The organism is Chryseobacterium sp. SC28 (assembly GCF_003932955.1).
GTDB lineage: Bacteria > Bacteroidota > Bacteroidia > Flavobacteriales > Weeksellaceae > Epilithonimonas.
On sequence record NZ_QOVY01000001.1, the window covers coordinates 298078 to 322005 of the forward strand.

General features: G+C 42.3%; 19 protein-coding genes. 13 read left to right on the top strand and 6 right to left on the bottom strand.

Features of this window, described 5'->3' with window-relative positions; translation table 11 throughout:
* The first annotated feature begins 19 nt into the window (after positions 1 to 19).
* Positions 20 to 1126 (top strand): DNA-processing protein DprA, encoded by a 1107-nt coding sequence (dprA, locus tag DTW91_RS01390; RefSeq protein WP_228412609.1) that lies wholly within the window; start codon positions 20 to 22, stop codon positions 1124 to 1126.
* Between the two features lie 183 nt (positions 1127 to 1309).
* Positions 1310 to 2668: an NADP-specific glutamate dehydrogenase gene (gdhA, locus tag DTW91_RS01395; RefSeq protein WP_125201625.1), complete on the top strand. Its 1359-nt coding sequence runs from the start codon at positions 1310 to 1312 to the stop codon at positions 2666 to 2668.
* A gap of 116 nt (positions 2669 to 2784) precedes the next feature.
* Here the strand turns inward: gdhA and DTW91_RS01400 are convergent, their stop codons facing one another.
* Positions 2785 to 3669 (bottom strand): cupin-like domain-containing protein, encoded by an 885-nt coding sequence (locus DTW91_RS01400; protein WP_125201626.1) that lies wholly within the window; start codon positions 3667 to 3669, stop codon positions 2785 to 2787.
* A gap of 293 nt (positions 3670 to 3962) precedes the next feature.
* Here DTW91_RS01400 and DTW91_RS01405 point away from each other — a divergent pair, with 293 nt between their 5' ends.
* The 4 genes from DTW91_RS01405 to DTW91_RS01420 all read left to right on the top strand — a co-directional run bounded on the left by DTW91_RS01405 (position 3963) and on the right by DTW91_RS01420 (position 10643).
* Entirely contained in the window at positions 3963 to 6710 is a 2748-nt protein-coding gene (locus tag DTW91_RS01405; RefSeq protein WP_125201627.1) for a TonB-dependent receptor, read from the top strand.
* Positions 6711 to 6862: 152 nt separating this feature from the next.
* Positions 6863 to 7384, top strand: a complete 522-nt coding sequence (locus DTW91_RS01410) for a KdsC family phosphatase (protein ID WP_125201628.1) — start codon at positions 6863 to 6865, stop codon at positions 7382 to 7384.
* 10 nt (positions 7385 to 7394) lie between these two features.
* Entirely contained in the window at positions 7395 to 7982 is a 588-nt protein-coding gene (locus DTW91_RS01415; protein ID WP_125201629.1) for a Maf family protein, read from the top strand.
* Positions 7983 to 8051: 69 nt separating this feature from the next.
* Positions 8052 to 10643, top strand: coding sequence for a tetratricopeptide repeat protein (locus DTW91_RS01420; RefSeq protein WP_125201630.1), 2592 nt, complete (start codon positions 8052 to 8054; stop codon positions 10641 to 10643).
* Positions 10644 to 10675: 32 nt separating this feature from the next.
* Here DTW91_RS01420 and DTW91_RS01425 read toward each other — a convergent pair whose 3' ends face one another.
* From DTW91_RS01425 to DTW91_RS01440, 4 genes are all read right to left on the bottom strand, one after another.
* Complete coding sequence (locus tag DTW91_RS01425) at positions 10676 to 12052, bottom strand: tryptophanase (RefSeq protein WP_125201631.1); 1377 nt, start codon at positions 12050 to 12052, stop codon at positions 10676 to 10678.
* Positions 12053 to 12218: 166 nt separating this feature from the next.
* Positions 12219 to 12833: a DUF502 domain-containing protein gene (locus tag DTW91_RS01430; RefSeq protein ID WP_125201632.1), complete on the bottom strand. Its 615-nt coding sequence runs from the start codon at positions 12831 to 12833 to the stop codon at positions 12219 to 12221.
* 7 nt (positions 12834 to 12840) lie between these two features.
* Positions 12841 to 13422, bottom strand: coding sequence for a tRNA-(ms[2]io[6]A)-hydroxylase (locus DTW91_RS01435; protein WP_125201633.1), 582 nt, complete (start codon positions 13420 to 13422; stop codon positions 12841 to 12843).
* 30 nt (positions 13423 to 13452) lie between these two features.
* Positions 13453 to 14547: an acyltransferase family protein gene (locus DTW91_RS01440; RefSeq protein WP_125201634.1), complete on the bottom strand. Its 1095-nt coding sequence runs from the start codon at positions 14545 to 14547 to the stop codon at positions 13453 to 13455.
* Positions 14548 to 14664: 117 nt separating this feature from the next.
* Here DTW91_RS01440 and mutL point away from each other — a divergent pair, with 117 nt between their 5' ends.
* From mutL to DTW91_RS01460, 4 genes are read left to right on the top strand one after another with little or no spacing between them, the layout of a single operon-like run.
* On the top strand, positions 14665 to 16425 hold the full coding sequence (mutL, locus tag DTW91_RS01445; protein WP_125201635.1) for a DNA mismatch repair endonuclease MutL: 1761 nt from the start codon (positions 14665 to 14667) through the stop codon (positions 16423 to 16425).
* 3 nt (positions 16426 to 16428) lie between these two features.
* The gene (locus tag DTW91_RS01450) at positions 16429 to 17178 is read left to right on the top strand and encodes a rhomboid family intramembrane serine protease (RefSeq protein WP_125201636.1); all 750 of its coding nucleotides are present in this window, start codon (positions 16429 to 16431) and stop codon (positions 17176 to 17178) included.
* Complete coding sequence (locus tag DTW91_RS01455) at positions 17179 to 18159, top strand: endonuclease/exonuclease/phosphatase family protein (RefSeq protein WP_125201637.1); 981 nt, start codon at positions 17179 to 17181, stop codon at positions 18157 to 18159. It abuts the gene before it with no gap.
* A gap of 19 nt (positions 18160 to 18178) precedes the next feature.
* Positions 18179 to 18556 carry a hypothetical protein gene (locus DTW91_RS01460; protein WP_125201638.1) on the top strand — a complete coding sequence of 126 codons (378 nt, stop codon included), beginning with the start codon at positions 18179 to 18181 and terminating at the stop codon, positions 18554 to 18556.
* A gap of 33 nt (positions 18557 to 18589) precedes the next feature.
* On the opposite strand, the gene DTW91_RS01465 is transcribed toward DTW91_RS01460, so the two are convergent.
* Positions 18590 to 19186, bottom strand: a complete 597-nt coding sequence (locus DTW91_RS01465) for a superoxide dismutase (RefSeq protein ID WP_125201639.1) — start codon at positions 19184 to 19186, stop codon at positions 18590 to 18592.
* 328 nt (positions 19187 to 19514) lie between these two features.
* On the opposite strand from DTW91_RS01465, the gene DTW91_RS01470 reads away from it, so the two are divergent.
* The 3 genes from DTW91_RS01470 to DTW91_RS01480 all read left to right on the top strand — a co-directional run bounded on the left by DTW91_RS01470 (position 19515) and on the right by DTW91_RS01480 (position 23856).
* Positions 19515 to 20735 (top strand): aminotransferase class V-fold PLP-dependent enzyme, encoded by a 1221-nt coding sequence (locus DTW91_RS01470; RefSeq protein ID WP_125201640.1) that lies wholly within the window; start codon positions 19515 to 19517, stop codon positions 20733 to 20735.
* Between the two features lie 208 nt (positions 20736 to 20943).
* Positions 20944 to 23346 (top strand): endopeptidase La, encoded by a 2403-nt coding sequence (gene lon, locus DTW91_RS01475; protein ID WP_125201641.1) that lies wholly within the window; start codon positions 20944 to 20946, stop codon positions 23344 to 23346.
* 132 nt (positions 23347 to 23478) lie between these two features.
* Positions 23479 to 23856: a DoxX family protein gene (locus tag DTW91_RS01480; protein WP_125201642.1), complete on the top strand. Its 378-nt coding sequence runs from the start codon at positions 23479 to 23481 to the stop codon at positions 23854 to 23856.
* The last annotated feature ends 72 nt before the right edge of the window (positions 23857 to 23928 follow it).

Genomic DNA, 23928 nt, shown 5'->3' on the forward strand with positions numbered 1-23928 from the left:
GCTGTTCCACAAATGACTTATGGTTTCTGAAAAATATCTTTACATCCTTGCATTGAAACAATGTAAAAACATTGGCAACGTCAATCTTAGAAAACTAATTTCACAAGTTGGATCTGCAAAAGAAGTTTGGGAATCTTCCCCAAAATCACTAATTTCTGTTTCCGGCATCGGCAAAAGCAGCGTCCAAGACATCGGGAATAAAGAATTTCTCGACAGGGCAGAAAAGGAAATCAATTTCTGCGAGAAAAACGGAATCAATATCGTTTCTCAAGAAGACGCACTCTACCCGCGTCATCTTCTGAATTGCGATGATGCACCCATTCTGTTGTTTTATAAAGGCAATTTGAATCCCGAGCTACATCCCGTGAGCATCGTCGGTACAAGGAAACTGACGCCGTATGGCAGACATTTCATTCAGGATCTAACGGCAGAATTATCTTCTTCCAAAGTCTGCACCATCAGCGGCTTGGCTTTGGGAGCAGACTCCTGCGTTCATGAGGAATCGCTAAAAAATCAAATCCCGACGATGGCCATTTTAGCTCAAAGTCTGGATAAAATCTATCCCTCCACCAATAAAAATCTCGCCAAAAAAATTGTTGAAAACAAAGGCGCCCTAATTTCGGAGTATGCTTCCTTCGAAAAAATGGTAAAAGAAAGCTTCTTGCAACGCAATAGGATCATCGCCGGCTTCTCGCCGCAACTCATTGTGGTAGAAACTGCCTACGGAGGAGGATCCGTAACGACGGTGACTGCGGCCAACCTGTACAACAGAGATGTTTTTGCCTTGCCAGGAAAGATTACCGACGTGTACAGCCAGGGCTGCAACAGCCTGATAGCCAATAATAAGGCCGAATGTATTGTCGATGTCAAAACATTGATCAAAAACCTCAACTTCATGCCGCAACCAGAATTGTTCGCAGAACCAGAAGTCAAAATTAAAATAGACCCCTCAAGAAAAGATCATCTGAAGGTTTTGGAGATCATTACGGGCAGCAAAAGCATTTCTCTCGATGAACTGGCAGAAAAATCCGGCATCCTGCACCATAAGTTGCTACCGATTTTACTCGATCTGGAGATTTATGGTTATGTCAAATGTCTTTCCGGACGACAATATCAATTGAATTAGGAACGGCCTATTTCGGAAATATTGAACTAATCTATTATTAACTTCAAAATTCGGTATCAGAAAAGATATAATTATACATTATGCAAATAATATCCGCAATATCATTAAATTTTTAATAAAAATCAAATTATTACTTGCGAAATTCGAAAAAGAAATTAAATTTGTTGTCATAATCATATAATAATGGAACACTATAACGTTGAGCAAAAGATTCAGGAATTTATGGCAAAAATCGAAGCCAAAAATCCAAATGAACCGGAATTTATCCAAGCTGTAAAAGAAGTTGCAGTCACCGTGATTCCCTTCATTGCTACAAGAAAAGAGTACACCGGAATGAAACTGCTGGAAAGAATGGCAGAGCCGGAACGGGTGATTATTTTCCGGGTGCCTTGGATCGATGACAATGGCGAGATCCAAGTGAACAGAGGCTTCAGAATCCAAATGAATTCTGCAATTGGACCCTACAAGGGAGGCATCCGTTTTCACCCCACAGTGAATCTCAGCGTGCTGAAATTTCTTGCCTTTGAGCAAGTATTCAAAAACAGCTTAACGACATTGCCAATGGGCGGCGGAAAAGGCGGTTCCGATTTCGACCCGCAAGGCAAATCCGATATGGAGGTTATGAGATTCTGCCAAGCATTTATGATGGAACTTTGCAAACACATCGGTCCGGAAACTGATGTACCGGCGGGCGACATCGGCGTGGGCGCAAGAGAAATCGGATATCTGTTCGGAATGTATAAAAAAATTCGGAATGAATTTACCGGCGTGTTAACCGGTAAAGGATTGGCTTACGGCGGCTCGTTGATCCGCCCGGAAGCCACAGGATATGGTGTGGTTTACTTTGCCGAGCAAATGCTGAAAACTATCGACGACAGCATCGAGGGCAAAACAGTAGCGGTTTCCGGTTTTGGAAATGTTGCTTGGGGCGTGATCAAAAAAACCAATGATCTTGGCGGAAAAGTCGTAACCATTTCCGGACCTGATGGCTATGTGTACGACAAGGACGGAATCTCCGGAGAAAAAATCGAATATCTTCTGGAAATGAGAGCCTCGGGTAACAACAGGGCAGAAGATTATCTTGCAAAATACCCCGAAGCTCAATTCTTTGCGGGACGAAGACCGTGGGAGGTAAAGTGCGATATTGCGTTCCCTTCTGCCACGCAAAACGAATTGGATCTGGAAGATGCAAAAACATTGGTAGCCAATGGTTGCATCTGCGTCACCGAGGCTGCGAATATGCCTTCGACCTTGGATGCCATCAATTATTTCTTGGATAATAAAGTCCTGTTTTCTCCGGGAAAAGCGTCTAACGCGGGCGGTGTGGCCACTTCCGGATTGGAAATGACACAAAATTCCATACGGCTCAACTGGTCTTCGGAAGAAGTGGATGCCCGATTAAAAGAAATTATGATCGGCATTCACAAAGCGTGCAGAGATTACGGAAAAGAAGAAGACGGCTACGTCAACTACGTGAAAGGTGCTAATATCGCCGGCTTCGTGAAAGTTGCGGAAGCCATGCTGGCGCAAGGTTTGGTTTAACGATCGTTTTGATTTGACATTCGAAATTTAATTGATGATAAAATGCAGCTCCACAATCGGGCTGCATTTTTGATTCTAATGCCAGCAGATGCAGAGAAATTCGAGGTGGAGGGTATTTATTTTTTAGGCAAACCTCTTTTCAAAGCATAGTTGGCTCTCTGAATGGCTTTTTTCTCCTTCCAATTCATATACTTGCCTTTGAATCTGGTCTTCATAAAATTATCAAAATTCCTTTGGACCGTCAGATTCCACAGAGAATTGGCTTTGACGACCCAACTTTTGTCCCAAGCCCGCAGGGACAGAGAAAAACTGCCATCGAGATATTTCATCCAGTGCCACCAGCCGGTGGGCATAAAAAGCGTATCGCCGTGCTCCAAGAAACATTCGATGCCTTCTACGCCATTTAATGCGGGAAACTTTTCGAAATCGGGATTTTCTATGTCATAATCTTCCAATGCGTATGTGGCGTACGGAATCCTATACAATCTTTCTTTCCATTTGTAATCAAAAAGCAAAATGTGCTTTCTGCCATTGAAATGGGTATGAAAGATATGGGCCAAGTCGATGTCATAATGCAGAAACGTCACCGAGTTTTTACCCCCGAAAAACATGCTTGGATATTTGTCCAGAAAACCGCCCATCAACTCTTTTGGAGCCACATAATCGTCCAAAATCTGCGGCGCGTGCTTTATCGGGTCAAAAAAGAAAATACGCAAATCTGTTGGTTCCCGTTGAATAAGATCGATATACTCCGAAAATTTCATCTCCGTTGTAGGCGTGTTGATCGGCGCTGCGGGATCGGCTTTGGCACTGTCGTACAAAGGAACAGTCACATCGCCTACCACGCTTTTTATATAATCGAGCGTCCATTTTTGATAGGCCGGCCAACTCTTGGCCATGTTTTTGATGACCAACGGTTTGCGCGGTTTAAGATATTTTTCCAAAAAATCTTCTTTAGTAATATCGTCTACGATGTCAATCGGTCTTAAGATTATCCCCATGTGAATAGAATATTAAGCGACAAATTTATAAATTTTAGGCGTTCCCGTCCATAATAATTTCCAATTAAAAAATGTGGGTTTATAAATGATGCACAAGCACCGAAAATCGTTCGCTCTTCAAGACAAAGTAAGATTCGGAATATTAGATTTTTTATCATGCCGTGCGGCAACTATGTAACATTCTGCCAAGTTCTTTTACTAATACTTTAGTGAAATCAAGAAGCTCTTAACGGATTTGGAAGTAAATCAAAGAGTTGTAGAGACTTCTAAATATCACAGATCAAATCCTAAATATGAAAAAACTGCTATCTTTCTTTTTTGTGCTGACGCTTGCTATAACGGTTTTTGCGCAGAAAACCATCTCCGGCATCATATCCGATGCCGATGGGAAACCACTTGCCAGCGCCAGCATCACTATAGAAGAACCGGGTAAAAATGCCATTCTTGCTTATGGAATTTCTAATGCCAAAGGCGAATACAAAGTGACTTTTAATTCGGCGGAAAGCAGTCTGGATCTGAAAATCAAAGCCTTCAATCAAAAACCGATTACGAAATCTATCAAAAATGAAGATCAGAAACTGAATTTCTCATTAGAACCCCAAGCCACAGAAATCCAAGAAGTGCGGCTGAAAACGAAACTGATTACCAAAAAAGGCGACACCATTTCTTACGATCTCAAATCTTTCGAAAATAAAAATGACCGTACGCTGGGAGATGTTTTGAAAAAAATCCCGGGAATTGAGGTTAACAAAGACGGAACCGTTCTCTACCAAGGCGAAGCGATCAACAAATTCTACGTCAACGGCAAAGATCTGATGGAAGGCGGCTACGGCACGATTAATAATTCCTTACCGAAAGATGCGGTTTCCAAAGTGGAGGTTCTGGAAAATCACCAGCCGGTGAGTATTTTGCGAGACAAAGTGCCATCGGAGCAGGCGGCGCTCAACATTAAACTGAAAAAATCTGTGACGATGACGGGCCGTGGAGAGATCGGTGCCGGCTTCAGCCCTTTTCTTTGGAATGTGAAACTCACGCCGATGTTCTTCGGACAGAAAAATCAGTGGGTGATCAATTACAAATCGAATAATAATGGAGAAAGCGTCGAGAACGAAGGTAATCTCTTAGGTTTTGGAAACCGATGGGAAGGCCGAAGATCGCAGACCACACAGAAATCTTGGCTGAATGTAGAATCTGCAGACACGCCGAATCTGCCCGAGAAAAGATACTTGATGAACAGCGTGCACTTTGTCTCAGCCAATCTTTTGACAAGCCCTTTCAAAAACAAAGAATGGGAACTGAAGGCGAACGCAAGCTATACCAATAACGACGTGGAAAGAGCATCTACTTCTATCAACGTTTACGAAGCGGGCTCGCCAAGCTTCACGCCGGGTGGCACCATCACATCGTCGGCCTCAAACCATTTCTATACGAATGCGGCTAAAGGAGAATTGATCTTTACCAAAAATGCCAAGAAAGGATTTTTCAAAAATACAACCACTTGGAACGGCTACTGGAATACGGATCGGGCAGACGTCGTTCAAAATACACCGAACCGTACGACAGGCCTTATCGATAACCGATTTAGCGGGCAATCTCTCGATTCGCCTACGGGAGCTTTTCAAAATTCCCTCAGTACCATCATCCCTTGGAAAGATAAGCTGTTCAACGTGATGAGCTATTTCAAATATCAAAAAGACAGACAGACTCTGGAGGTAAACCCCGCGAGCTACACCAATTTTCAGAATATCAATCCGGAATTTGAAAACTACGACAAGTTGAAGCAATATACCTCCTCGAGCACTGTGGAAGCCAATCATTCCGTTTCCGTTGGCTTTACGTTTAAAAAATGGACCATCATCCCGGAGATGGGACTGAATATGAACTTCAATAGGCTTAATTCCACTTTGTTTGGCGGTCAAAATAATGCGTTTACAGCGCTGGATAATTCATACGTCAATGACGTCGATTGGGACGAGATGCAGCCGTACACGCAAGTGAATGTGAATTATAAGTCCGACCGATTGAACCTGAATGTCACACTTCCGTATAATTTCTATACTATTTCCTACAAAGATCATCTTAATAATAAGAGCAATGACTTGAACAGGTCTGTTTTCGAACCTACTTTTTTCGCCAGTTATGATTTTGCTTCGTTTTTCAAATACTGGATTTTCGCGAATCAGAATTACGACTTCGGGAATTTCGGCTATTTATATGGCGGAAAAATGCTGACCAATCCTTTGAGCATCTCCGTAAGAAACCCCGATTCGGACATTATGCCGCAGTTCAGAAGTCGGAATGTCGGCACCAGATTAGAATATAGAAATCCGCTTAACAATCTGTTCTTCAATGTGAGGTACAATTACGGCACCAATCGCAAGAACATTTTGGAAAGCTATACGAGAAGTGGTCTTTCGTCTGCGCTTACACTCATCGATCGGACTACTAACAGCAAAAATCAATCGGAAAGTGCAGAAATTGGGAAATATTTTCCTAAGTTCAAATCGAATCTATCTTTTAGTTTCGCCAATACAGATGCCAACAACTTTTTCCAAAACATCCCCGTCGGCGTGACAGATCCCGGCGCTGTTCCCTTGACAGAAACTACCAACAACATTCAAACCTTGTCTGCGAAATTTAATAATGCCTATTTCAGCTGGTTTAGTATTGATTACAACATTAGTATGAATTGGAATGAGAGCCACAACAAGACCAGCGACTTCAAGCAAAAATCGCGTGGCTGGAATCACAATCTTGCAGCGTATATCTATCCTTCCGAGAACCACACTTTTGGTTTCAACTGGGATGACATCTCCACTTCCACCACCGGATTGTCATTTCGGAACTCTTTTTATGATCTTTCTTACCAATATACTTGGGTCAAGAAAAAAATCGATTTCGAATTCAAATGGCTGAATATTGCAAACAGAAAGCTCTACGAAACCGTCAGTGTGGATACGGCCAACAAACTGGTAATGTCCAACCAAATCTACATCCGCCCAAGCCAGTTTATGTTCACCGTTAAATTTAATTTCAAATAAAAAAAGAACAGCAACAAAATAGAACCCACCCTTTATCCGAAGAATTGAGCAAGCACGGCAGGAGCTACATCTGCTCATAGTTTTCTAATTTAATATTACCTTTGACAAATGAAAGATCGGGTGCGATCAAAATCAATATTTCTAAAAACAAAATGAGCTATCTATCCAAACTGAAAAATATCAAAGCCTTCGTATTCGATGTGGATGGCGTTTTCACAGACGGAAGCGTCTACCTGTTGCCAGACAAAAATATGTCGCGCGTGATGAGCGTTCTGGATGGCTACGCCGTGGTGCAAGCCGTGAAAAAAGGTTATAAAATCGGCATCATCACAGGCGGCAACGACCCGATGGTCCAAAACAGAATGGAATATCTGGGCGTCCAAGACTATTATCCCAAATCTACTCACAAGATTTCGGATTACGAAGATTTCAAGTCAAAATATCATCTGCAGGATGCGGAAATCCTGATGATGGGCGACGATATTCCCGATATAAGCATTATGAAAATGGCCGAAATCTCGGCTTGTCCTGCCAACGCCGTTCCGGAAGTGAAGGCCATTTCAGATTATATTTCTCCCGTTTTCGGTGGGAAAGGCGCGGTGCGCGATGTCATCGAGAAAGTGATGAAAATACAAGGAAAATGGAATCTGGACGAGGAAACAAAATCCATTTAGTTTATTGATAATGAAAGTGTTATTGGCTTCACAATCGCCCAGACGCAAAGCATTATTGACTCAGCTGGGTTATAGGTTTGAAACCGTGAATATCGATGTTGATGAATCTTATCCTGCAGACTTAGCGCCGGAAAACATCGCCGAATATATTTCAAAACAAAAAGCAAAAGCCTTTGATGTAGCCGCCGATGAAATTCTGATAACCGCCGACACCATCGTAGCATTAAAACAAAAAATCCTGCTCAAGCCCAAAAATGAATCGGAAGCATTTGAAATGCTGAAAAGCCTTTCGGCCAAAAGTCATCAGGTTTATACGGCGTTCACCATTAAAACTCAGTCATCAGAAATTAGCAAAACCAGCAAAACAGAGGTCGAATTTTCTGAAATGACGGATGACGAGATTGTGTTTTACATCAAGAATTATCAACCTTTCGACAAGGCCGGATCTTATGGCATACAAGACTGGTTGGGGATGGCAAAAATTAAAAATATATCCGGATCTTTCTATTCTGTGATGGGTTTCCCGGTAGATTTGGTCTATGAAGAACTCAAAAAACTGAATTGCTTGCCCAACAATTTTCAAAACACTATTTCTTAGATAATTTTCCTTGCAAAAATTCGTTATTTTTACAGATTGAATCCTCAATTTCCAGCTGAAATTTATTAAATGAGAAAATATTTATTAATCATACTTGCCGTCCTAAGCGTCGTGGCCTGCAATCCGCGGCACAAAAAAAAGAAAACCAAAAGCGGTCCGATCAACCGTTTTATGACTTATCACAACACCTTGTTCAACAGCACCGAATCCATGGCTGCCGAAATGACAAACAGAGATAAGGCTCACGTGGACAATTTTTATGATCCCTATATCTCTGTTTACACCACGGAAGATGTGGTTGCGCAACCCAATGTATTTTCCGGCGGAGCACCAGCCGGTGCGGTAGATTCCGGCGCGCCGGTGGGTGTGCGGGGCAATGCCAGAAACGTTGGAAACGAAGCCAATTTCAGCTCAGGCGATGATCCAAGAGTTTCGGCTTCCAATACTAACCCATCCACGGGCAAAAAGGGCGCTACTATTCTGCAAATTACGGAGGCAAAAGCCATTAAAGCGATTACAAAATATTCCGTCTTGGTAAATGGAGTCGAGAAAAACAAAAAAATATTCGACGCCTACATTTTACTTGCCAAAGCCCGAATGTATCAAGGCAAATATCTGGAATCTTTGGATGCGCTTACCTACCTTTTCAACACAATGGAGAAGGATAAAAGGCTGCCGCTGGCTTATATTTACAAAGCTGCCAACTACACAAAGTTGGGGGAATATTACCGGGCAGATGAGATCTTCCGAGATTTGGAAGACAATCCGAAAATCAAGTTGACCAAAGAATACAAAAAAATAATGAAGGTTTATCAAGCAGAGAACTTTCTCAAGTGGGGTAAAAAAGAAATGGCTGCAGAAGTTTTGGAAGAAGCCTTCGCGTACAACACCGATCGGAAGATCAAAAGCCGAATCGCCTTTTTGCGAGGACAAATTCTTGCAAGCCTCAACAGAAAAGAAGAAGCGCGAGAATCGTTTGCCGCCGCTTATAAATATGCCAACAACTACGAATTCGAGGTGAAATCTCAAATCGAAATTGCCAAAACATTCGACGGCAAATCCGACAGCTACGAAGAAGCAGTAGCGTACCTCTCCTCAATAGCCAAAAAAGGAACGTATGCATCCCGAAAAAACGAAATATATTACGCAATGGGATTGGTCGCAACGGCGGCCGGCAAAGATGAAGAGGCGGATCTGTACTTCAGAAAAGCGTTGAAAGAAAAACAATCGGATCCGCAGATCCGCGGGCTTACGTATGCCGAAATTGCCAAGAAATATTTTGCAAAAGAAGATTATCTCACCGCCGGTATCTATTACGACAGTGCGCTGGCTGTGATGACCTATCAGCCTGAAAAAGAACGACTAACGAACCTCACTTCCAACATCAAAAAGCTTTCTAAGAATTATTATTTGATCAAGAAAAACGACAGCATTCTCAATCTCGCCAAAATGTCGCCCGATCAGCAGCGCAACTACTTCAGCGCTTATATCGACAAATTAAAAGCCAAAGAAGAAGCCGCAGAACTTGAAAAAAGAAAAGCAGAACGAAGCAAAGGATTCGACAATTCGGATTACAACGCCAATTCCATCTTCGCGGCAAATTCTACGGATGCCAACAGCTTCCAGAACTTCGGAATCACCGGCGGATCCACCTTCTATTTTGCCAATTCCAATAATATTCCGCGAGGAGAAAACGCCTTTAGACAGGTCTGGGGCAATAGAACTTTGCAGGACAACTGGCGCTACTCCGCAAAAACGACAACGATTGAAGAACTGAAAAACGAAGCTTTAGGCCTGGCAAACGCGCCAGATCCCAGACGACTGGATCCCGAATATTATATAGAAAAAATCCCAACTTCGGCAGAAGAACTCGCCAGACTGAAAAAGGACCGAGATACAGCAAGCCTTGGAATGGGCAGAATGTACGAATCCTTCTTCGGCAACACAAAACTGGCAACCAAAACCCTATTTGATTTGCTGGATAACAGGCCGGACGAAGAAACAGAACTCCAAGCCTTGTATAATATTTTTGTTTTCAATTACGAAAAAAATCCTGCCGACGCCGAAAAAGCAAAGCAGATAATCTTACAAAAATACCCTTACACGTCCTATGCAGAATACGTCAAAAATCCTAAGAATAAGGACTTCAATAAGTCCACTGCAGATGTGGAAAAATTATACACCGATGCCTACACGCTTTACGAAAGCGGGAAATATCAAGAATCTGCAGCGCTAATAGAAAAAGCCATCGCAGACCATCCTAAGGACGCCTTGATACCCAAATTCTATTTGCTAAATGCCTATAATGCAGGGAAAAATGCCGGTAAGGAAATCATGATTTTGCAATTGGAGCAGATTGTCCTCAATTATGCCAATACACCGGAAGGCATCAAGGCAAAAGAGCTTTTGAAATATCTGAAAAGTGATGCGAAGCTGGAACTGACAGACGAAACCGGAAATGCCATTTCTCAAAAACCCCAGCAGAATCCCGGCGCAGGGGAACCACCGGCATCTGTAAACAAAAGCCCGGAGAATAACGGCAACGTCAGCCCTGCTCCGGCAAACACGGGTCCGGGAATTCCCGGAAGAGATGTGAAAATCAAAACCAGCGCTGTTCCAAGTATGCCGAAAGAATCTGCTGCAGCTCCGGAAAAGAAATAAAAAAGAGAGCAGGGAGCTCTCTTCGTCGTCAATCATACTCTATCCAACTGCACCGTGAAGTGCCGCAAAATGGCGGGTTCTTTTGTAATCTTGTAGCCTTTGTCTATTTCATTTCTTCTTTTGAAAACATTGATCAGTGCGGCGGCAACGTAATCCATGTGACTGTTGGTATAGGTTCGTCTCGGGATTGCCAGCCTCAGCAATTCCAGCTTTGGATAGCGGTTTTCTCTCGTTTGCGGATCGCGGTCTGCGAGTAAAGCCCCAATTTCCACGCCACGGATTCCGGCTTCTTTGTAAAGCTCAATGGCCAAGGTTTGAGCCGGAAATTCTTCCCGTTTGATCTTAGGCAAAAATCGGATGGCATCTATGAAAACAGCGTGTCCGCCAATGGGTTTTTGAATGGGGATTCCGGCTTGCATTAGTTTGTTTCCCAAATATTCTACCTGAGAAATCCGGCTCTCCAGATAGGGGAATTCTGTCGCCTCGTCCAAGCCTGCCGCCAGGGCAGACATATCGCGTCCCGCCATTCCGCCGTAGGTGATGAAGCCCTCGTAGATAATCGTAAAATTAGAAGCTTTTTCAAAAATATCTCTGTTTTTCAAAGCGATAAATCCGCCGATATTCACCAAACCATCTTTCTTGGCGCTCATCAGCATCCCGTCGCCATAGGAAAAGACTTCTATGCAGATTTCCTTGATCGTCTTGTTTTCCTGTCCTTTCTCTCTTTTTTTGATGAAATAAGCATTCTCGGCAAAGCGCGCGGCATCAAAAAGAACCGGAATTCCATATTGGTCTGACAATTCTTTTACCGCTTTGATATTTTCCAAAGAAACGGGCTGCCCGCCGGAGGAATTGCATGTGATGGTGAGGAGGCAAAACGGAATTTGCTCTTTTGGATGCGAATTGTAAACGGCTCTCAACTTTTCCAGATCGATATTTCCTTTGAATGGATGGAGATCTTCGATATCAAAAGCTTCATCGATGGTACAATCTATCGCGTATGCTTTTCTAAATTCAATGTGGCCTTTTGTAGTATCGAACTGCGAATTTCCGGGGCAAATATCGCCTTCTTTCACCATCACCGAGAACAGCACATTTTCTGCCGCTCGACCTTGATGGGTTGGTAATAAATAAGGAAATCCCGTGATGCGCTGCACCGTATTTTGCAAGGCTTCGAAAGATCGGGAGCCGGCATAGCTCTCGTCGCCAATCATCAGGGCGCCCCACTGTTTGTCGCTCATCGCACCCGTTCCACTGTCGGTCAGCAGATCGATGAAAACGTGTGAACTTCTGAGGTTGAACAGATTATAATCGGCTTTTTTCAGCCATTCTTCGCGTTGTTCCTGTGTTGATGGATATATTTCTTCTACCATTTTGATTCTAAATGGTTCGGCGTAAGGTAATTTCATAATAAATATAAATGATGATTGATAATAGATGAATGATCTTTTATATTGATAATTGATGGAAATAAATCACAATGGAAATTCCAATGTAAATGATCGATATTTAGGAATGATAAATTAATGACTCGCAAGGAATCAATTATCATCTATCAATTATCATTTATGACTATTACTCCGGTGCTTTGAAGACATTTTCGTCGGAATGGAAGCCGGCAACGCCTCCGCTGACCGCAAATTTCATGGCTTCGGCAGCGCTCATCCCCGTGACTTCTTTTACATTATTGAATTTGGTAATGATCACCCAGCCGGAAACGGCGTAGGAATGGGGAAGATAGACGGCAATCATCTGTTCCAGATCGACCACGGACATATCCGCCTGCGTCAAAAATCCGATTCGCCAGATCTCGGGCGTTTCATTGGTTTTGACCCAAACCGGCACATTGAATTTCTTCTTATCGCCCACGAAGGATCCGAGGACGTCTTTCAGAGAGGTGTACAGAAATTTGATTCCCGGGATATGTTCCAAAACGTAATCTAAACCATCTACGATGACCCGCCCGATGATGAATTTGTTCCCAAAAAAACCAATAAAAGCCGTTCCGAAGATGACAATGAAGAACATCAGACCGGGAAATTTCTCCGAAACAGACGGTATCAAATTATCGATGCTGAAAACGACACTCCAAATCACCCAAACCGTGATGGCGAACGGACCAATGATGATCAGCCCTTGGATGAAGGATCGTAGGAATAAGCGAAGATAATCGTTGAGGTTTCTGTTCATTTTGGAGTTAGCCGTGGATGGTCTCTTTGGTTCCGTAAGATTTCATAATATTGGCTTCATACTCCAGCCATTCTTCCCAGCGTTGGTTTACTTTTTCCGCATCGCCCAATTGCCTTGCAAAGCCGATGAATGTGGTATAATGATTGGCTTCGGAAACCATCAGATCGTGATAGAATTTCTTGAGTTCTTCATCTTTAATATTTTCCGTCAGGACTTTGAAGCGCTCGCAGCTTCTGGCTTCGATCATCGCTGCGAACAGCATTTTGTCGATGATTTGTTCGTCGCGATGGCCTCCTTTTTTGAGAAATTTGAGAAGGTCATTCACGTAATCGTCTTTGCGCGTTCGGCCCAGCACGCCGCCTCTTTTTTTGATAATCTCGTGAACCTGATTGAAATGATCCAATTCTTCCTGAGCGATTGCGAGAAGTTCGGTTACCATTTCTGTATATTCCGGTACCATTGTGATGAGTCCGATGGCGTTGGTCGCGGCTTTCTGCTCGCACCAAGCGTGATCGGTGAGGATTTCTTCCAAATTATCTTCCGCGATATTGGCCCACCGCGGATCTGTGAGAAGTTTGAGACGGAACATTTTATAATTTTTGTAAAAATAAGGAATAAATTAATTTTTTGATGCGGTTTTGTCTCTCAAAAATTGCAAAATTTTCCAGCCGAGATTGTCCACTTTTTGCAAACCGGTGGCAATCAAAAATGCCAATAGAATATTGATGGGATAAATGATTAAAACCAAAAGCCACCAACTCATCGCATCCTTCAGAGGAACGACTATGAAATAGATTAAGGACGAGCTCATGCCTTGCGCAAAATAGTAAAAAATTGCACTCTGCCCAACATTCGTAAGGAAATTGGGTCTCGATATTTTCAACCGGTTATAGAAAACGAATAGCGTGACCAATGAAAAAAGAGACCAAATAATGTAAGGAATTTTTGGCGGGAATTTCTGCTTGTTGAGTTTGTAGAAAATATCGCTTCCGTAATACCAAAACATCCAGACTAAGGCAATCGCGACCAAGGCGTACAAAACAGGAATCATCTGGTTGGGGATTTTTTTGCCTCTCATGCGATTTCCCACCAAGAAAACAGCCAGATAAAATGCGACATAACCCACCTGTCCACCAGGATAATATTGCGGAAATATATTGAAAATCAAAGTTAAAGCAACACAAACGCCGATAAACCAGTTGACATGTTTCGGGAAAAATCTCAGAATCAAAACGCCAAAAACCGTCAAAATATAATACACTTTCAAGTACCAGAAACTTCCCATCACGACGGGAAATGTATCACAATTGGAATATTCGTGCAAATACCAATTTCCCAAAATCTGCCATTGCGGCTGGCTCGAAATGCTGCTTGGAACATATTTGCTCCCAAAAGTAGAATAGAAATCCCTCAGCCATTCGAAAGAGAAAAATGTGAGCCCAAAAACCTTGAAAAAATAATCCAGAAAAAACAGAAATGTCACAAAAATCATATACGTGATCTGCAATTTCAGCAATCGGTAAAGCGTTTTCTCAACATTGTTCCCGGAAGTGATGCCACTCAATGCATAAAACAAAGCGACATCGAAAACCAAGGAGAAAACCCGGACTTCCGCCGGAATGTAAAATTGCCCGCTCCAAAACGCCGTGTGGATAAATATAATAGAAATCGTTGCCAGCCCTTTGGCAAAATCTATGTACAGATCTCTTTTCATTGGTTGTGATTTAATTGTCTGAAAGTCAAAAATATCATAATTTCCTCAACTTCTTTATAATTATTTAACTTTTATCCCTCGATTCTTATCCTTATTTTTGACAGTTTAATTGTAGAAATGTCAGACATCATCCAGCTTTTACCGGATCACGTTGCCAATCAGATTGCGGCTGGCGAAGTGGTGCAGCGCCCGGCCTCCATTGTGAAAGAGCTTTTGGAGAATTCTGTAGATGCCGGTGCCACCAAAATCCAGCTCATCATTCGGGATGCCGGGAAAAATCTCATCCAAGTGGTGGACGACGGAACCGGAATGTCGGAAACCGATGCACGCCTGGCTTTTGAACGCCACGCCACTTCAAAAATCCGCTCGACTGAGGATATTTTTAAGATCGCGACCAAAGGCTTCCGAGGCGAGGCTTTGGCATCCATCGCAGCTGTGGCACAAGTGGAACTGAAAACCAAACAAAAAGATTCGCCCGTCGGGACGAATATCTATATTGAAGGGGGACTTTTCCAATTTCAAGAGCCCATTCAAACCGTTGAAGGCTCCAACTTCTCGGTCAAGAATTTATTTTACAATGTTCCGGCGAGACGGAAATTCCTCAAAAATGATAATATAGAGTTTCGCCACATTATTGATGAATTTCAGCGTGTTGCCCTGGCTCACGAAAATATCGAATTCGAAATGTTTCACAACGACGAGCCTGTTTTCCGACTGCGAAAAGGCGGACAAATGCAAAGAATCGTGGACGTTTTCGGAAGAAAGTTGCAGCCGCTTTTGATCCCGATAAAGGAAGACCTTGGCTGGGTTCATCTGCACGGTTACGTGGCAAAGCCGGAGGGTGCGAAAAAAGCCAGAGGCGAACAGTTTTTCTTTGTGAACAGGCGGTTTTTCCGCAGTGCCTATCTCAGCAAAGCCGTACAAGACGCATTCGACGGGCTTTTGCAGCCGGGTTACATTCCTTCATTTTTTCTTTATCTGGAAATGGATCCCGAGAAAATCGATGTTAATATCCATCCGCAGAAAACCGAAGTCAAATTTGAAGATGAAGCGCTGATTTTTGCTTTGGTAAGATCTACTATCAAGCGTTCTTTGGGAATCTACAACATCGCACCCAGTCTGGATTTCGAAAGAGATCCGAAAATGGAAGCTTTCTTCGCGCCGAGTACAAGTAATTATGTGGCTGCATCGCCGTCTGCCATCAATGTTGATCGGGATTTCAACCCCTTTTCTGCAGAAAAATCAACGGATGAAGAGCGCATTAACTTGGCAAAACTTTATCAGGCCTCGGAGGCTGCACCTTCCAAAATCAATCTTTTCGAAGATGATGATCTGGAGGAAGATCTGTTCCGATTGCCAAACGGCTATTGGCTTCTGAACAAAGACGGATTGACTTATATGCTGGATCTGGGGCGGATGCACCGCGTGATAATGTCTTCGCATCAGGAAAATCTGCCCACGAAAAAAGCGGGTCAAAGTCTTCTGTTTTCTCTTGAATACCATCTTAATGAAATCGAGAAAAATAAATACAAATCCATCAAAAAATACCTGCCGGATTTCGGTTTCGAAATGACCTTGGCTCAGGAAAATGTTCTCCGAATCGATGCTGTTCCCGAGGCTTTGAAAGAATCTCAGGTCATCAAATTCCTGGAAAAGATTTTTGAAGTTTTGGAATACCGCACCGAAGAAGAATTTTCAAAATATTTTGAATATCAATGGGTGAAGTTAAAAACCAAATCTAAGTTTGATTTCATTTACAAAACCGAAGTCGAGCAATTGGTAAAAGATTTCATCGATCTTGGTTTCCCGCAATACACCGTAAATGGTAAAAAATGTTGGATGGAAGTGCCATTTGACGATTTTAAAAATAAATTTTAAACTATGTTTCCTCAACTGACACGTGTTACCAGAAATATCATCATCCTCAATGTCATCTTTTTCGTTGCAACATTTTTATTCGTAAATCTAAATATTGACTTAGGACCTTTGCTGGCGGGCTATTTCCCGCTGTCGCCTAATTTCAGATCGTGGCAAATTATCACCCATATGTTTATGCACGGCAACTTTCTCCACATTGCTTTTAATATGATGACGCTTTGGAGTTTTGGGCCGGTTTTGGAGCAGGTTTTGGGTCAGAAGAAATTTATTATTCTTTATTTCGCAGCAGGTTTGGGCGGTTTTGCTTTGTATAATGTCTGGAATTATTTTGAAGTGAGCCAGATTACCAATTTCCTGAATAGTCAAGGGTACAACGTCCACGAAATATACAGATATGCGGACAATAATTACTCGGGAGAAATGCCGATTTCGTCCAATTCCGAAGCCGTCCGCGAGGCTGCGCAAAGACTTTTCATTATTTTGAAAACGCCGATGGTGGGCGCATCGGGCGCTATTTTTGGCATTATCGCGGCTTTTTCCACCTTGTTTCCGGATGCGGAATTGATATTTTTGTTTATACCATTTCCTATCAAGGCCAAATTTCTAACCCCTATTATTATTGTCATTTCACTGTTTTTAGGATTTAGACAAGTCAGTGGCGACAATATCGCCCATTTTGCGCATCTTGGCGGCGCACTGATTGGTTTCTTGTACATTTGGAATTGGAAGAAAAACCGAGACCGCATCGAGTAAATGGGAATTCTTCGCTTTTTATTAACGATGTTGCACGTGACGATTATTGTTTTGCTATTCGGAACAATAATGAACGCCTACATTTCGCCCCACGAAATTGGAATGCTCAATCTTTTGTCGCTGGGATTTCCTCTACTGATTATTGCTGATATTTTATTATTAATCTTCTGGATCGTAACTTGGAAAAAGCGGGCGATAGTTTTCCTAGTTCTGTCGTTATTTTTCATCATTCCAACGCGAAGATGGATCAATTATACACCCAATAAAAATGAAACGCCCAATGTCAAACTCATTTCGCTCAATGGTAAATTTGGCAATAAAGGCGATGAGACGATTTATAATTATCTCAATAAGCAAAATGCAGATGTCGTCTTTTTTCAGGAATACGACAATGTAAAACCGCTGGATGGATTCCGATATTTCGAAAACAGCCGGCCGATTGTAAAGATCCAGTCCAAATTCCCGATCCTTGAAAGTGGCGAAGTGAAGACCGACGTGAGCACCGGAATGTGTCTGTATGCGGATATCAAGATCAATGGAAAAATCATTCGCTTCGTGAATGTTTATATGGAACCTTTTTTTCTCGACAAGACAATGGTAAAACCAACGGCTGATATGGATCGAAACGAAGAAAAGGCGAAGAAAGTTTTGCATAAGCTGGTACCGACTTTCAAAAAACACCAGACGCAGATAGATGAGATCAAGGATTTCATTGATAAATCAAGCTATCCGGTCATCGTAGGTGGCGATTTCAACGCGGTTCCCAATTCTTACGAATATTACAAAGTTTCCCAAGATCTGGACGATGATTTTCTAAAAGCAGGACAAGGGAGCGGAACGAGTTTCCACGACTTCAAATTCCCATTGAAAATCGATCATATTTTTTCATCAAAATCCATTATGCCAATCCGTTACACAGTTGACCGAAGTGTAGAAATTTCGGATCATTTTCCTATTTTAGCTGAATTTTATATCAAATAATTTCCCGAATTTTGTCTGTATGAGAAATCTTGGTTTTTTTACATTCATTGCGGTTGGCTTTTTGTCCTGCACCCAAAACACGCCGGTTTCAAACCATCCCGAAAATTTGGAGACGGCTCCTCCAATCACTTATGACACCACGGCGATAGATTCCTTCGGTCCAGGCGCCACATCGGCAAGCGTGCTGGCAAAAATAAATGCCGTTGCCATCCAAAGAGAAAAAGACAGCCTTGCCGCGATCGCCAAAATAGCACAGGAAAAACTCGAGAAAGAAAAACTCGAGAAAGAAAAAGCAGCACAAAAAGAAAAAGAAAAATCCGAACAGAACAAGCCCGAAGAGCAGCCCACAGCAGAAACACCAGCTACCAATCTACAAGAAAACCACCGGAATCTCTGATGGTTTCTAAGCAATATTCTATAAAAATAATTTCTATTTGTTGTAAAACTCTTCCACTTTATCCCAATTGATCACGTCAAAAAACGCAGCCACATAATCGGGTCTTCTGTTTTGGTATTTGAGGTAATAGGCGTGCTCCCAGACATCCAGGCCGAGAACTGGCGTTCCTTGTACATCTGCAACCGGCATCAATGGATTGTCCTGATTTGGTGTAGAAGTTACCGTCAACGATCCGTCGGTATTTTTCACGAGCCAAGCCCAGCCGGAGCCGAATCTTCCTTTAGCTGCGTTAGAAAAATCTTCTTTAAATTTTTCAAAACCACCAATTTTCTCGATTTCAGCTTTCACATTTCCAACTGGTTCTTTGCTGCCGCCCGGTGTCAGAAGTTCCCAAAAAAGTGAGTGGTTATAATGCCCGCCACCGTTATTTCTTACCGCCGGTTTATCCGTTCCTGTTTTTAGGATTTCTTCGATAGATTTACCTTCCAGTTCGGTACCTGCGATGGCATTGTTCAGATTGTCCACGTACGCCTGATGGTGCTTGGTGTAGTGGATTTCCATTGTTTTCGCATCGATGGTTGGCTCCAACGCATCGTATGCATAATTAAGTTTAGGTAATTCGAATGACATAATATTGTATTTATTTTGTTAATAAATTAATAATTCAAAAATACTCAATTATTATTCCAAGACAGCAGATCTGGACTTAATTTATAAATATTTAACATCGAAAAAGATAATAAAATTTGCCGTAACTTTGACACATTCTAAATAACAACGCCATTTTGCAGCTTAATTATTTGGGCAGCTATTCCGCCCTCCGTTCCCGCTTTTTTCTTTTTTCTCAAAAAAGAAAAAGAGCTCCACTCAGGTCGGGCTGCAAAAATATCGACGTTCAAATCCTATTTTAAGAGTTTTCCAAATCAGTCAAATTCTCAAATCTAAATTCTAATTTAAAATGTTCGACATCAATCATATAAGAGCTCAATTTCCAATCCTAAATGAGGAAGTCAACGGCAAACCGCTCGTCTATCTCGACAATGCGGCAACTTCTCAAAAACCAATCTCCGTTTTGAATGCTTGGGAAGAATATTACAAAACCATCAACGCCAATGTTCACCGCGGCATTCATACCTTGAGCCAGCTCGCAACCGAAGCAATGGAACTGTCCAGACAGAAAATACAACGTTTCATCAATGCACAGCACGACTACGAAGTTATTTTCACCAAAGGAACAACCGAAGGAATCAATCTCGTGGCGTATGCTTTGACCAACCAAATCAAGCCGAACGACGAGATTATCATTTCCTATTTGGAGCACCATTCCAACATCGTTCCTTGGCAAATGCTTTGCGAAAGAACCGGCGCAAAACTCCGCGTCATCCCGATGGACAAAAGCGGAATCCTCCAAATCGATGTTTTGGAAGAATGGCTCGGCGAAAAAACAAAAATAGTTGCTGTCAATCAGGTTTCTAACGCGTTGGGAATCGTAAATCCTATCGAGGAAATCATTGAGAAAACAAGACGACTTTCCAACGCTTATGTTTTGATTGACGGCGCTCAATCGGCTCCGCATTTCAAAATCGATGTTCAGAAGTTGGATTGCGATTTTTTCGTCTTCTCGGGACACAAGATGTACGGACCGATGGGAACGGGAATTCTTTACGGGAAAGAATCTGCTCTGGAAAACCTTCAAGCTTTTCACGGCGGTGGCGAGATGATTGCGGTGTGCAGTTTCGAGAAAACCACCTATGCCGGATTGCCTTTCAAATTTGAGGCTGGAACGCCGAATGTCGGCGGAAATATTGCGCTTGGAGCCGCTGTAGATTTCATCGAAAATATCGGCCACGAAAATCTTCAAAATCACGAAAATGACCTTCTGAATTACGCTCAGAAAAAACTTCTGGAAATTGATGGTCTTAAAATTTACGGCGAAAAAGCCGACAGAACCGGCGTCGTTTCTTTCAACTTGGAAGGCGCAGGAATTGCCTCTGACACAGGAATGATTCTCGACAAACTTGGAATTGCCGTGAGAACCGGACATCATTGTACACAACCGATTATGGATTTCTTCAACATTGCCGGAACGGTGCGTGCAAGTTTTGCGGTTTATAACACTTTCGAAGAAATTGATATTTTGACAGAAGGCGTGAAAAAAGCGCAGCGAATGTTGGTTTAATTGCTTTATAAACACACAAAATAACCCTTTTTGAGCTCAGGACTTGAAAGGGTTTCTTTTTTAAACTGCCAAATTGTAATGCTTTTTCCAATGGCATAGCTCTTGCGAATTTATAGACTCTCTTAAAACAGTCTTGTTAAACTGTTTAAAAAAGGGAGTAATTTTTATATCCATTAAGATTAATGACAATTTGTCATTCCACAATACTATGACAGAATTTGATAATATCAATTTAGAACAGATGATGGACGAGGGCTTCGGCATTGTCGCAGAGGAAATCAACATTTCCGACTACGTCGATCAGGAAAACGACGTTGCCCAAACCGTTTTCCCAATTTTGCCCGTACGGAATATGGTGATGTTTCCGAAAGTGATAACGCCAATTACAGCCGGACGAGAAAAATCCAAGAAACTTCTGGAAGAAGCGCTGAGGGAAAATAAATGGATCGGCATCATCAGCCAAAAAAATCCGAATGATGACAACCCCTCTGAAAAAAGTCTGTACACGGTGGGAACTTTGGCCAAGATACTTAAAATCATCACACTTCCCGAAGGCAATATTACGGCTATCACAAGAGGCGTTCAGAGATTTAAAGTAAAAAAATTTGTTTCCAACGAGCCCTATTTTCTTGCCGAAATTATCAAGCAAAAAGATACCCCGCCAAAAGATAAAGAAGAATTCTTTGCGCTGGTAGACAACATCAAAGACTTGGCAGAAAAGATTATTAACATAGATCCAAATATCCCCAACGCAGCACAATTTGCGCTGAAAAATATTGACGGAGCCGAGGATCTGCTCAACTTTGTCGCGGCGAATGGCAATTTTCAGCCTCAGCAAAAACAAAAATTGCTCGAGGAAAAAAGTCTCATAGAACGCGCAAAACATCTTTACGAAATGATGCACGAAGAGTTCCGCCATCTGGAACTCAAAAACCAAATCCATCAGAAAACCAGCAAAGATCTCGACAAGCAACAACGCGAATATTTCCTGAACCAGCAGATCCGCACCATACAAAACGAACTGGGTGGCGGTCCCGAATCGGACGCCGACGAATTAACAAAAAAAGCAGCGAAGATCAAATGGAACAGCGATGTTCAAAAGCACTTCGAAAAGGAAATCCAAAGGCTGCAAAGGCTGCACTCCAGCTCGCCGGATTATAATATTCAGCGCAATTATCTCGACTTTTTTACAGATTTGCCTTGGGAGCATTATTCCAAAGATGCCTTCGATCTCAATAAAGCCGAAAAGATCCTGGACAGAGAACATTTCGGCTTAGAAGACATCAAGAAAAGAATCTTGGAGCACATTGCGGTTCTGAAATTGAAGAACGATATGAAATCGCCAATTCTTTGCTTGGTAGGGCCTCCGGGTGTGGGAAAAACCTCCTTAGGAAAATCCGTAGCAGATGTTCTAGGCAGAAAATACGCAAGAGTTTCTTTAGGCGGTTTGCACGATGAAAGCGAAATCCGCGGTCACAGGAAAACCTACATTGGCGCGATGGCCGGACGGATCCTGCAGTCCATCAAAAAATCCGGAACATCCAATCCCGTCATCGTTTTGGATGAGATCGATAAAATAGGACAAGGTATTCACGGCGATCCGAGTTCTGCGTTGCTGGAAGTTCTTGATCCTGAGCAGAATAATAATTTCTATGACAACTTTTTGGAAATGGGCTACGATCTTTCCAAAGTGATGTTCATAGCGACGGCCAATTCGCTTTCTACCATTCAGAGACCGCTGCTAGACAGGATGGAAGTCATCAGCATTGCCGGATATACTTTGGAAGAAAAAATCGAAATTGCCAAACGTCATCTGATCAAAAAACAACTGCGCGAAAATGGTTTGGATGCAAAATATCTGAAACTTGGAAATCCGGAATTGCGACACATTATCGACGCGCATACCTCGGAAAGCGGCGTGCGAACGCTTGAGAAAAAAATTGCGGCCATTGCGCGCTGGGTGGCCTTGCAACTTGCCATGGAAAAAGATTTTGATCCGAAAATTACTGTAGAGAAAATCGATGAAATACTTGGCGTTCCCAGGCCGAAAACTTTGGCGGAGATCACCGATGTTCCCGGCGTGGTAACAGGTTTGGCCTGGACCAGTGTGGGTGGCGACATCCTCTTTATCGAAAGTATTCTTTCCAAAGGAAAAGGTGCGTTGACGATGACGGGTAACCTCGGAAATGTAATGAAAGAATCCGCAACGATTGCGCTGGAATATATCAAGGCCCACTATGATGAATTGGGGATTTCTGAAGAAGATATCGAGAAAAAAAATATCCACGTCCACGTTCCGGAAGGTGCCACACCGAAAGATGGACCCTCTGCCGGCATTGCTATGCTAACCTCGATGGTGTCGAGCTACAAAAACATCAAAGTGAAACCGCATTTGGCGATGACCGGCGAGATCACACTCCGCGGCAAAGTGTTGCCTGTTGGCGGAATTAAGGAAAAATTATTAGCAGCAACCAGAGCCGGAATCAAGGAGGTGATTCTTTGCGAAGCCAACAGAAAAGATGTGGAGGATATTAAAAAAGATTATTTGAAACATTTGAAAATCAACTATGTGACCAATATGAGTGAAGTGGTAAAAATTGCCCTCCAATAGCTTTTGGAGAAATCTCGAAATAGCAAAAACATAGCGCACTCACATAGGATGTCCTGAAAAATGAATATTTTTTTTTGTAAAAAAAATACTTTGAATTAGTTTTTGTTTTAAATTTGATAAAAATTATTTATTATGAAAGTCATCAAATTTATCTTCTGTTTGCTTTTCGGACTTATGTTTATTAACGCCGGATTGGACAAATTTTTCCACTATATGCCAATGGAAAAACCCGATGAAGCCGCGCAAAAAGTATATGCCGCATTTATGGAATTAGGTTGGCTTATGCCATTGACGGGCATTGTAGAATTGGTCGGAGGCGTATTATTCATCTTTCCGAAGACGAGAGCTTTGGGAGCGATTGTGATTTTGCCCGTGATGGTGGGAATTGTGATTCACAATTTTGTAAAATCTCCAATGACACCTGCCATGTTTATCAGTATCGTTTTGTTTTTGATTAATCTTTGGATTTTGATTGACAATCGAAAAAAATACGAAGTTCTGGTACAATGAAAAATGAGATATAATCTTGAATAGATATAAAAACCCGAGATCTAAGAATTTCGGGTTTTTTTGTGAAGAAAT

Bases quoted from the DNA above. Each gene is read 5' to 3' on its own strand.
- dprA (WP_228412609.1), top strand. From the start codon at position 20: ATGGTTTCTGAAAAATATCTTTACATCCTTGCATTGAAACAATGTAAA.
- gdhA (WP_125201625.1), top strand. From the start codon at position 1,310: ATGGAACACTATAACGTTGAGCAAAAGATTCAGGAATTTATGGCAAAA.
- DTW91_RS01400 (WP_125201626.1), bottom strand. From the start codon at position 3,669: ATGGGGATAATCTTAAGACCGATTGACATCGTAGACGATATTACTAAA.
- DTW91_RS01405 (WP_125201627.1), top strand. From the start codon at position 3,963: ATGAAAAAACTGCTATCTTTCTTTTTTGTGCTGACGCTTGCTATAACG.
- DTW91_RS01410 (WP_125201628.1), top strand. From the start codon at position 6,863: ATGAGCTATCTATCCAAACTGAAAAATATCAAAGCCTTCGTATTCGAT.
- DTW91_RS01415 (WP_125201629.1), top strand. From the start codon at position 7,395: ATGAAAGTGTTATTGGCTTCACAATCGCCCAGACGCAAAGCATTATTG.
- DTW91_RS01420 (WP_125201630.1), top strand. From the start codon at position 8,052: ATGAGAAAATATTTATTAATCATACTTGCCGTCCTAAGCGTCGTGGCC.
- DTW91_RS01425 (WP_125201631.1), bottom strand. From the start codon at position 12,052: ATGAAATTACCTTACGCCGAACCATTTAGAATCAAAATGGTAGAAGAA.
- DTW91_RS01430 (WP_125201632.1), bottom strand. From the start codon at position 12,833: ATGAACAGAAACCTCAACGATTATCTTCGCTTATTCCTACGATCCTTC.
- DTW91_RS01435 (WP_125201633.1), bottom strand. From the start codon at position 13,422: ATGTTCCGTCTCAAACTTCTCACAGATCCGCGGTGGGCCAATATCGCG.
- DTW91_RS01440 (WP_125201634.1), bottom strand. From the start codon at position 14,547: ATGAAAAGAGATCTGTACATAGATTTTGCCAAAGGGCTGGCAACGATT.
- mutL (WP_125201635.1), top strand. From the start codon at position 14,665: ATGTCAGACATCATCCAGCTTTTACCGGATCACGTTGCCAATCAGATT.
- DTW91_RS01450 (WP_125201636.1), top strand. From the start codon at position 16,429: ATGTTTCCTCAACTGACACGTGTTACCAGAAATATCATCATCCTCAAT.
- DTW91_RS01455 (WP_125201637.1), top strand. From the start codon at position 17,179: ATGGGAATTCTTCGCTTTTTATTAACGATGTTGCACGTGACGATTATT.
- DTW91_RS01460 (WP_125201638.1), top strand. From the start codon at position 18,179: ATGAGAAATCTTGGTTTTTTTACATTCATTGCGGTTGGCTTTTTGTCC.
- DTW91_RS01465 (WP_125201639.1), bottom strand. From the start codon at position 19,186: ATGTCATTCGAATTACCTAAACTTAATTATGCATACGATGCGTTGGAG.
- DTW91_RS01470 (WP_125201640.1), top strand. From the start codon at position 19,515: ATGTTCGACATCAATCATATAAGAGCTCAATTTCCAATCCTAAATGAG.
- lon (WP_125201641.1), top strand. From the start codon at position 20,944: ATGACAGAATTTGATAATATCAATTTAGAACAGATGATGGACGAGGGC.
- DTW91_RS01480 (WP_125201642.1), top strand. From the start codon at position 23,479: ATGAAAGTCATCAAATTTATCTTCTGTTTGCTTTTCGGACTTATGTTT.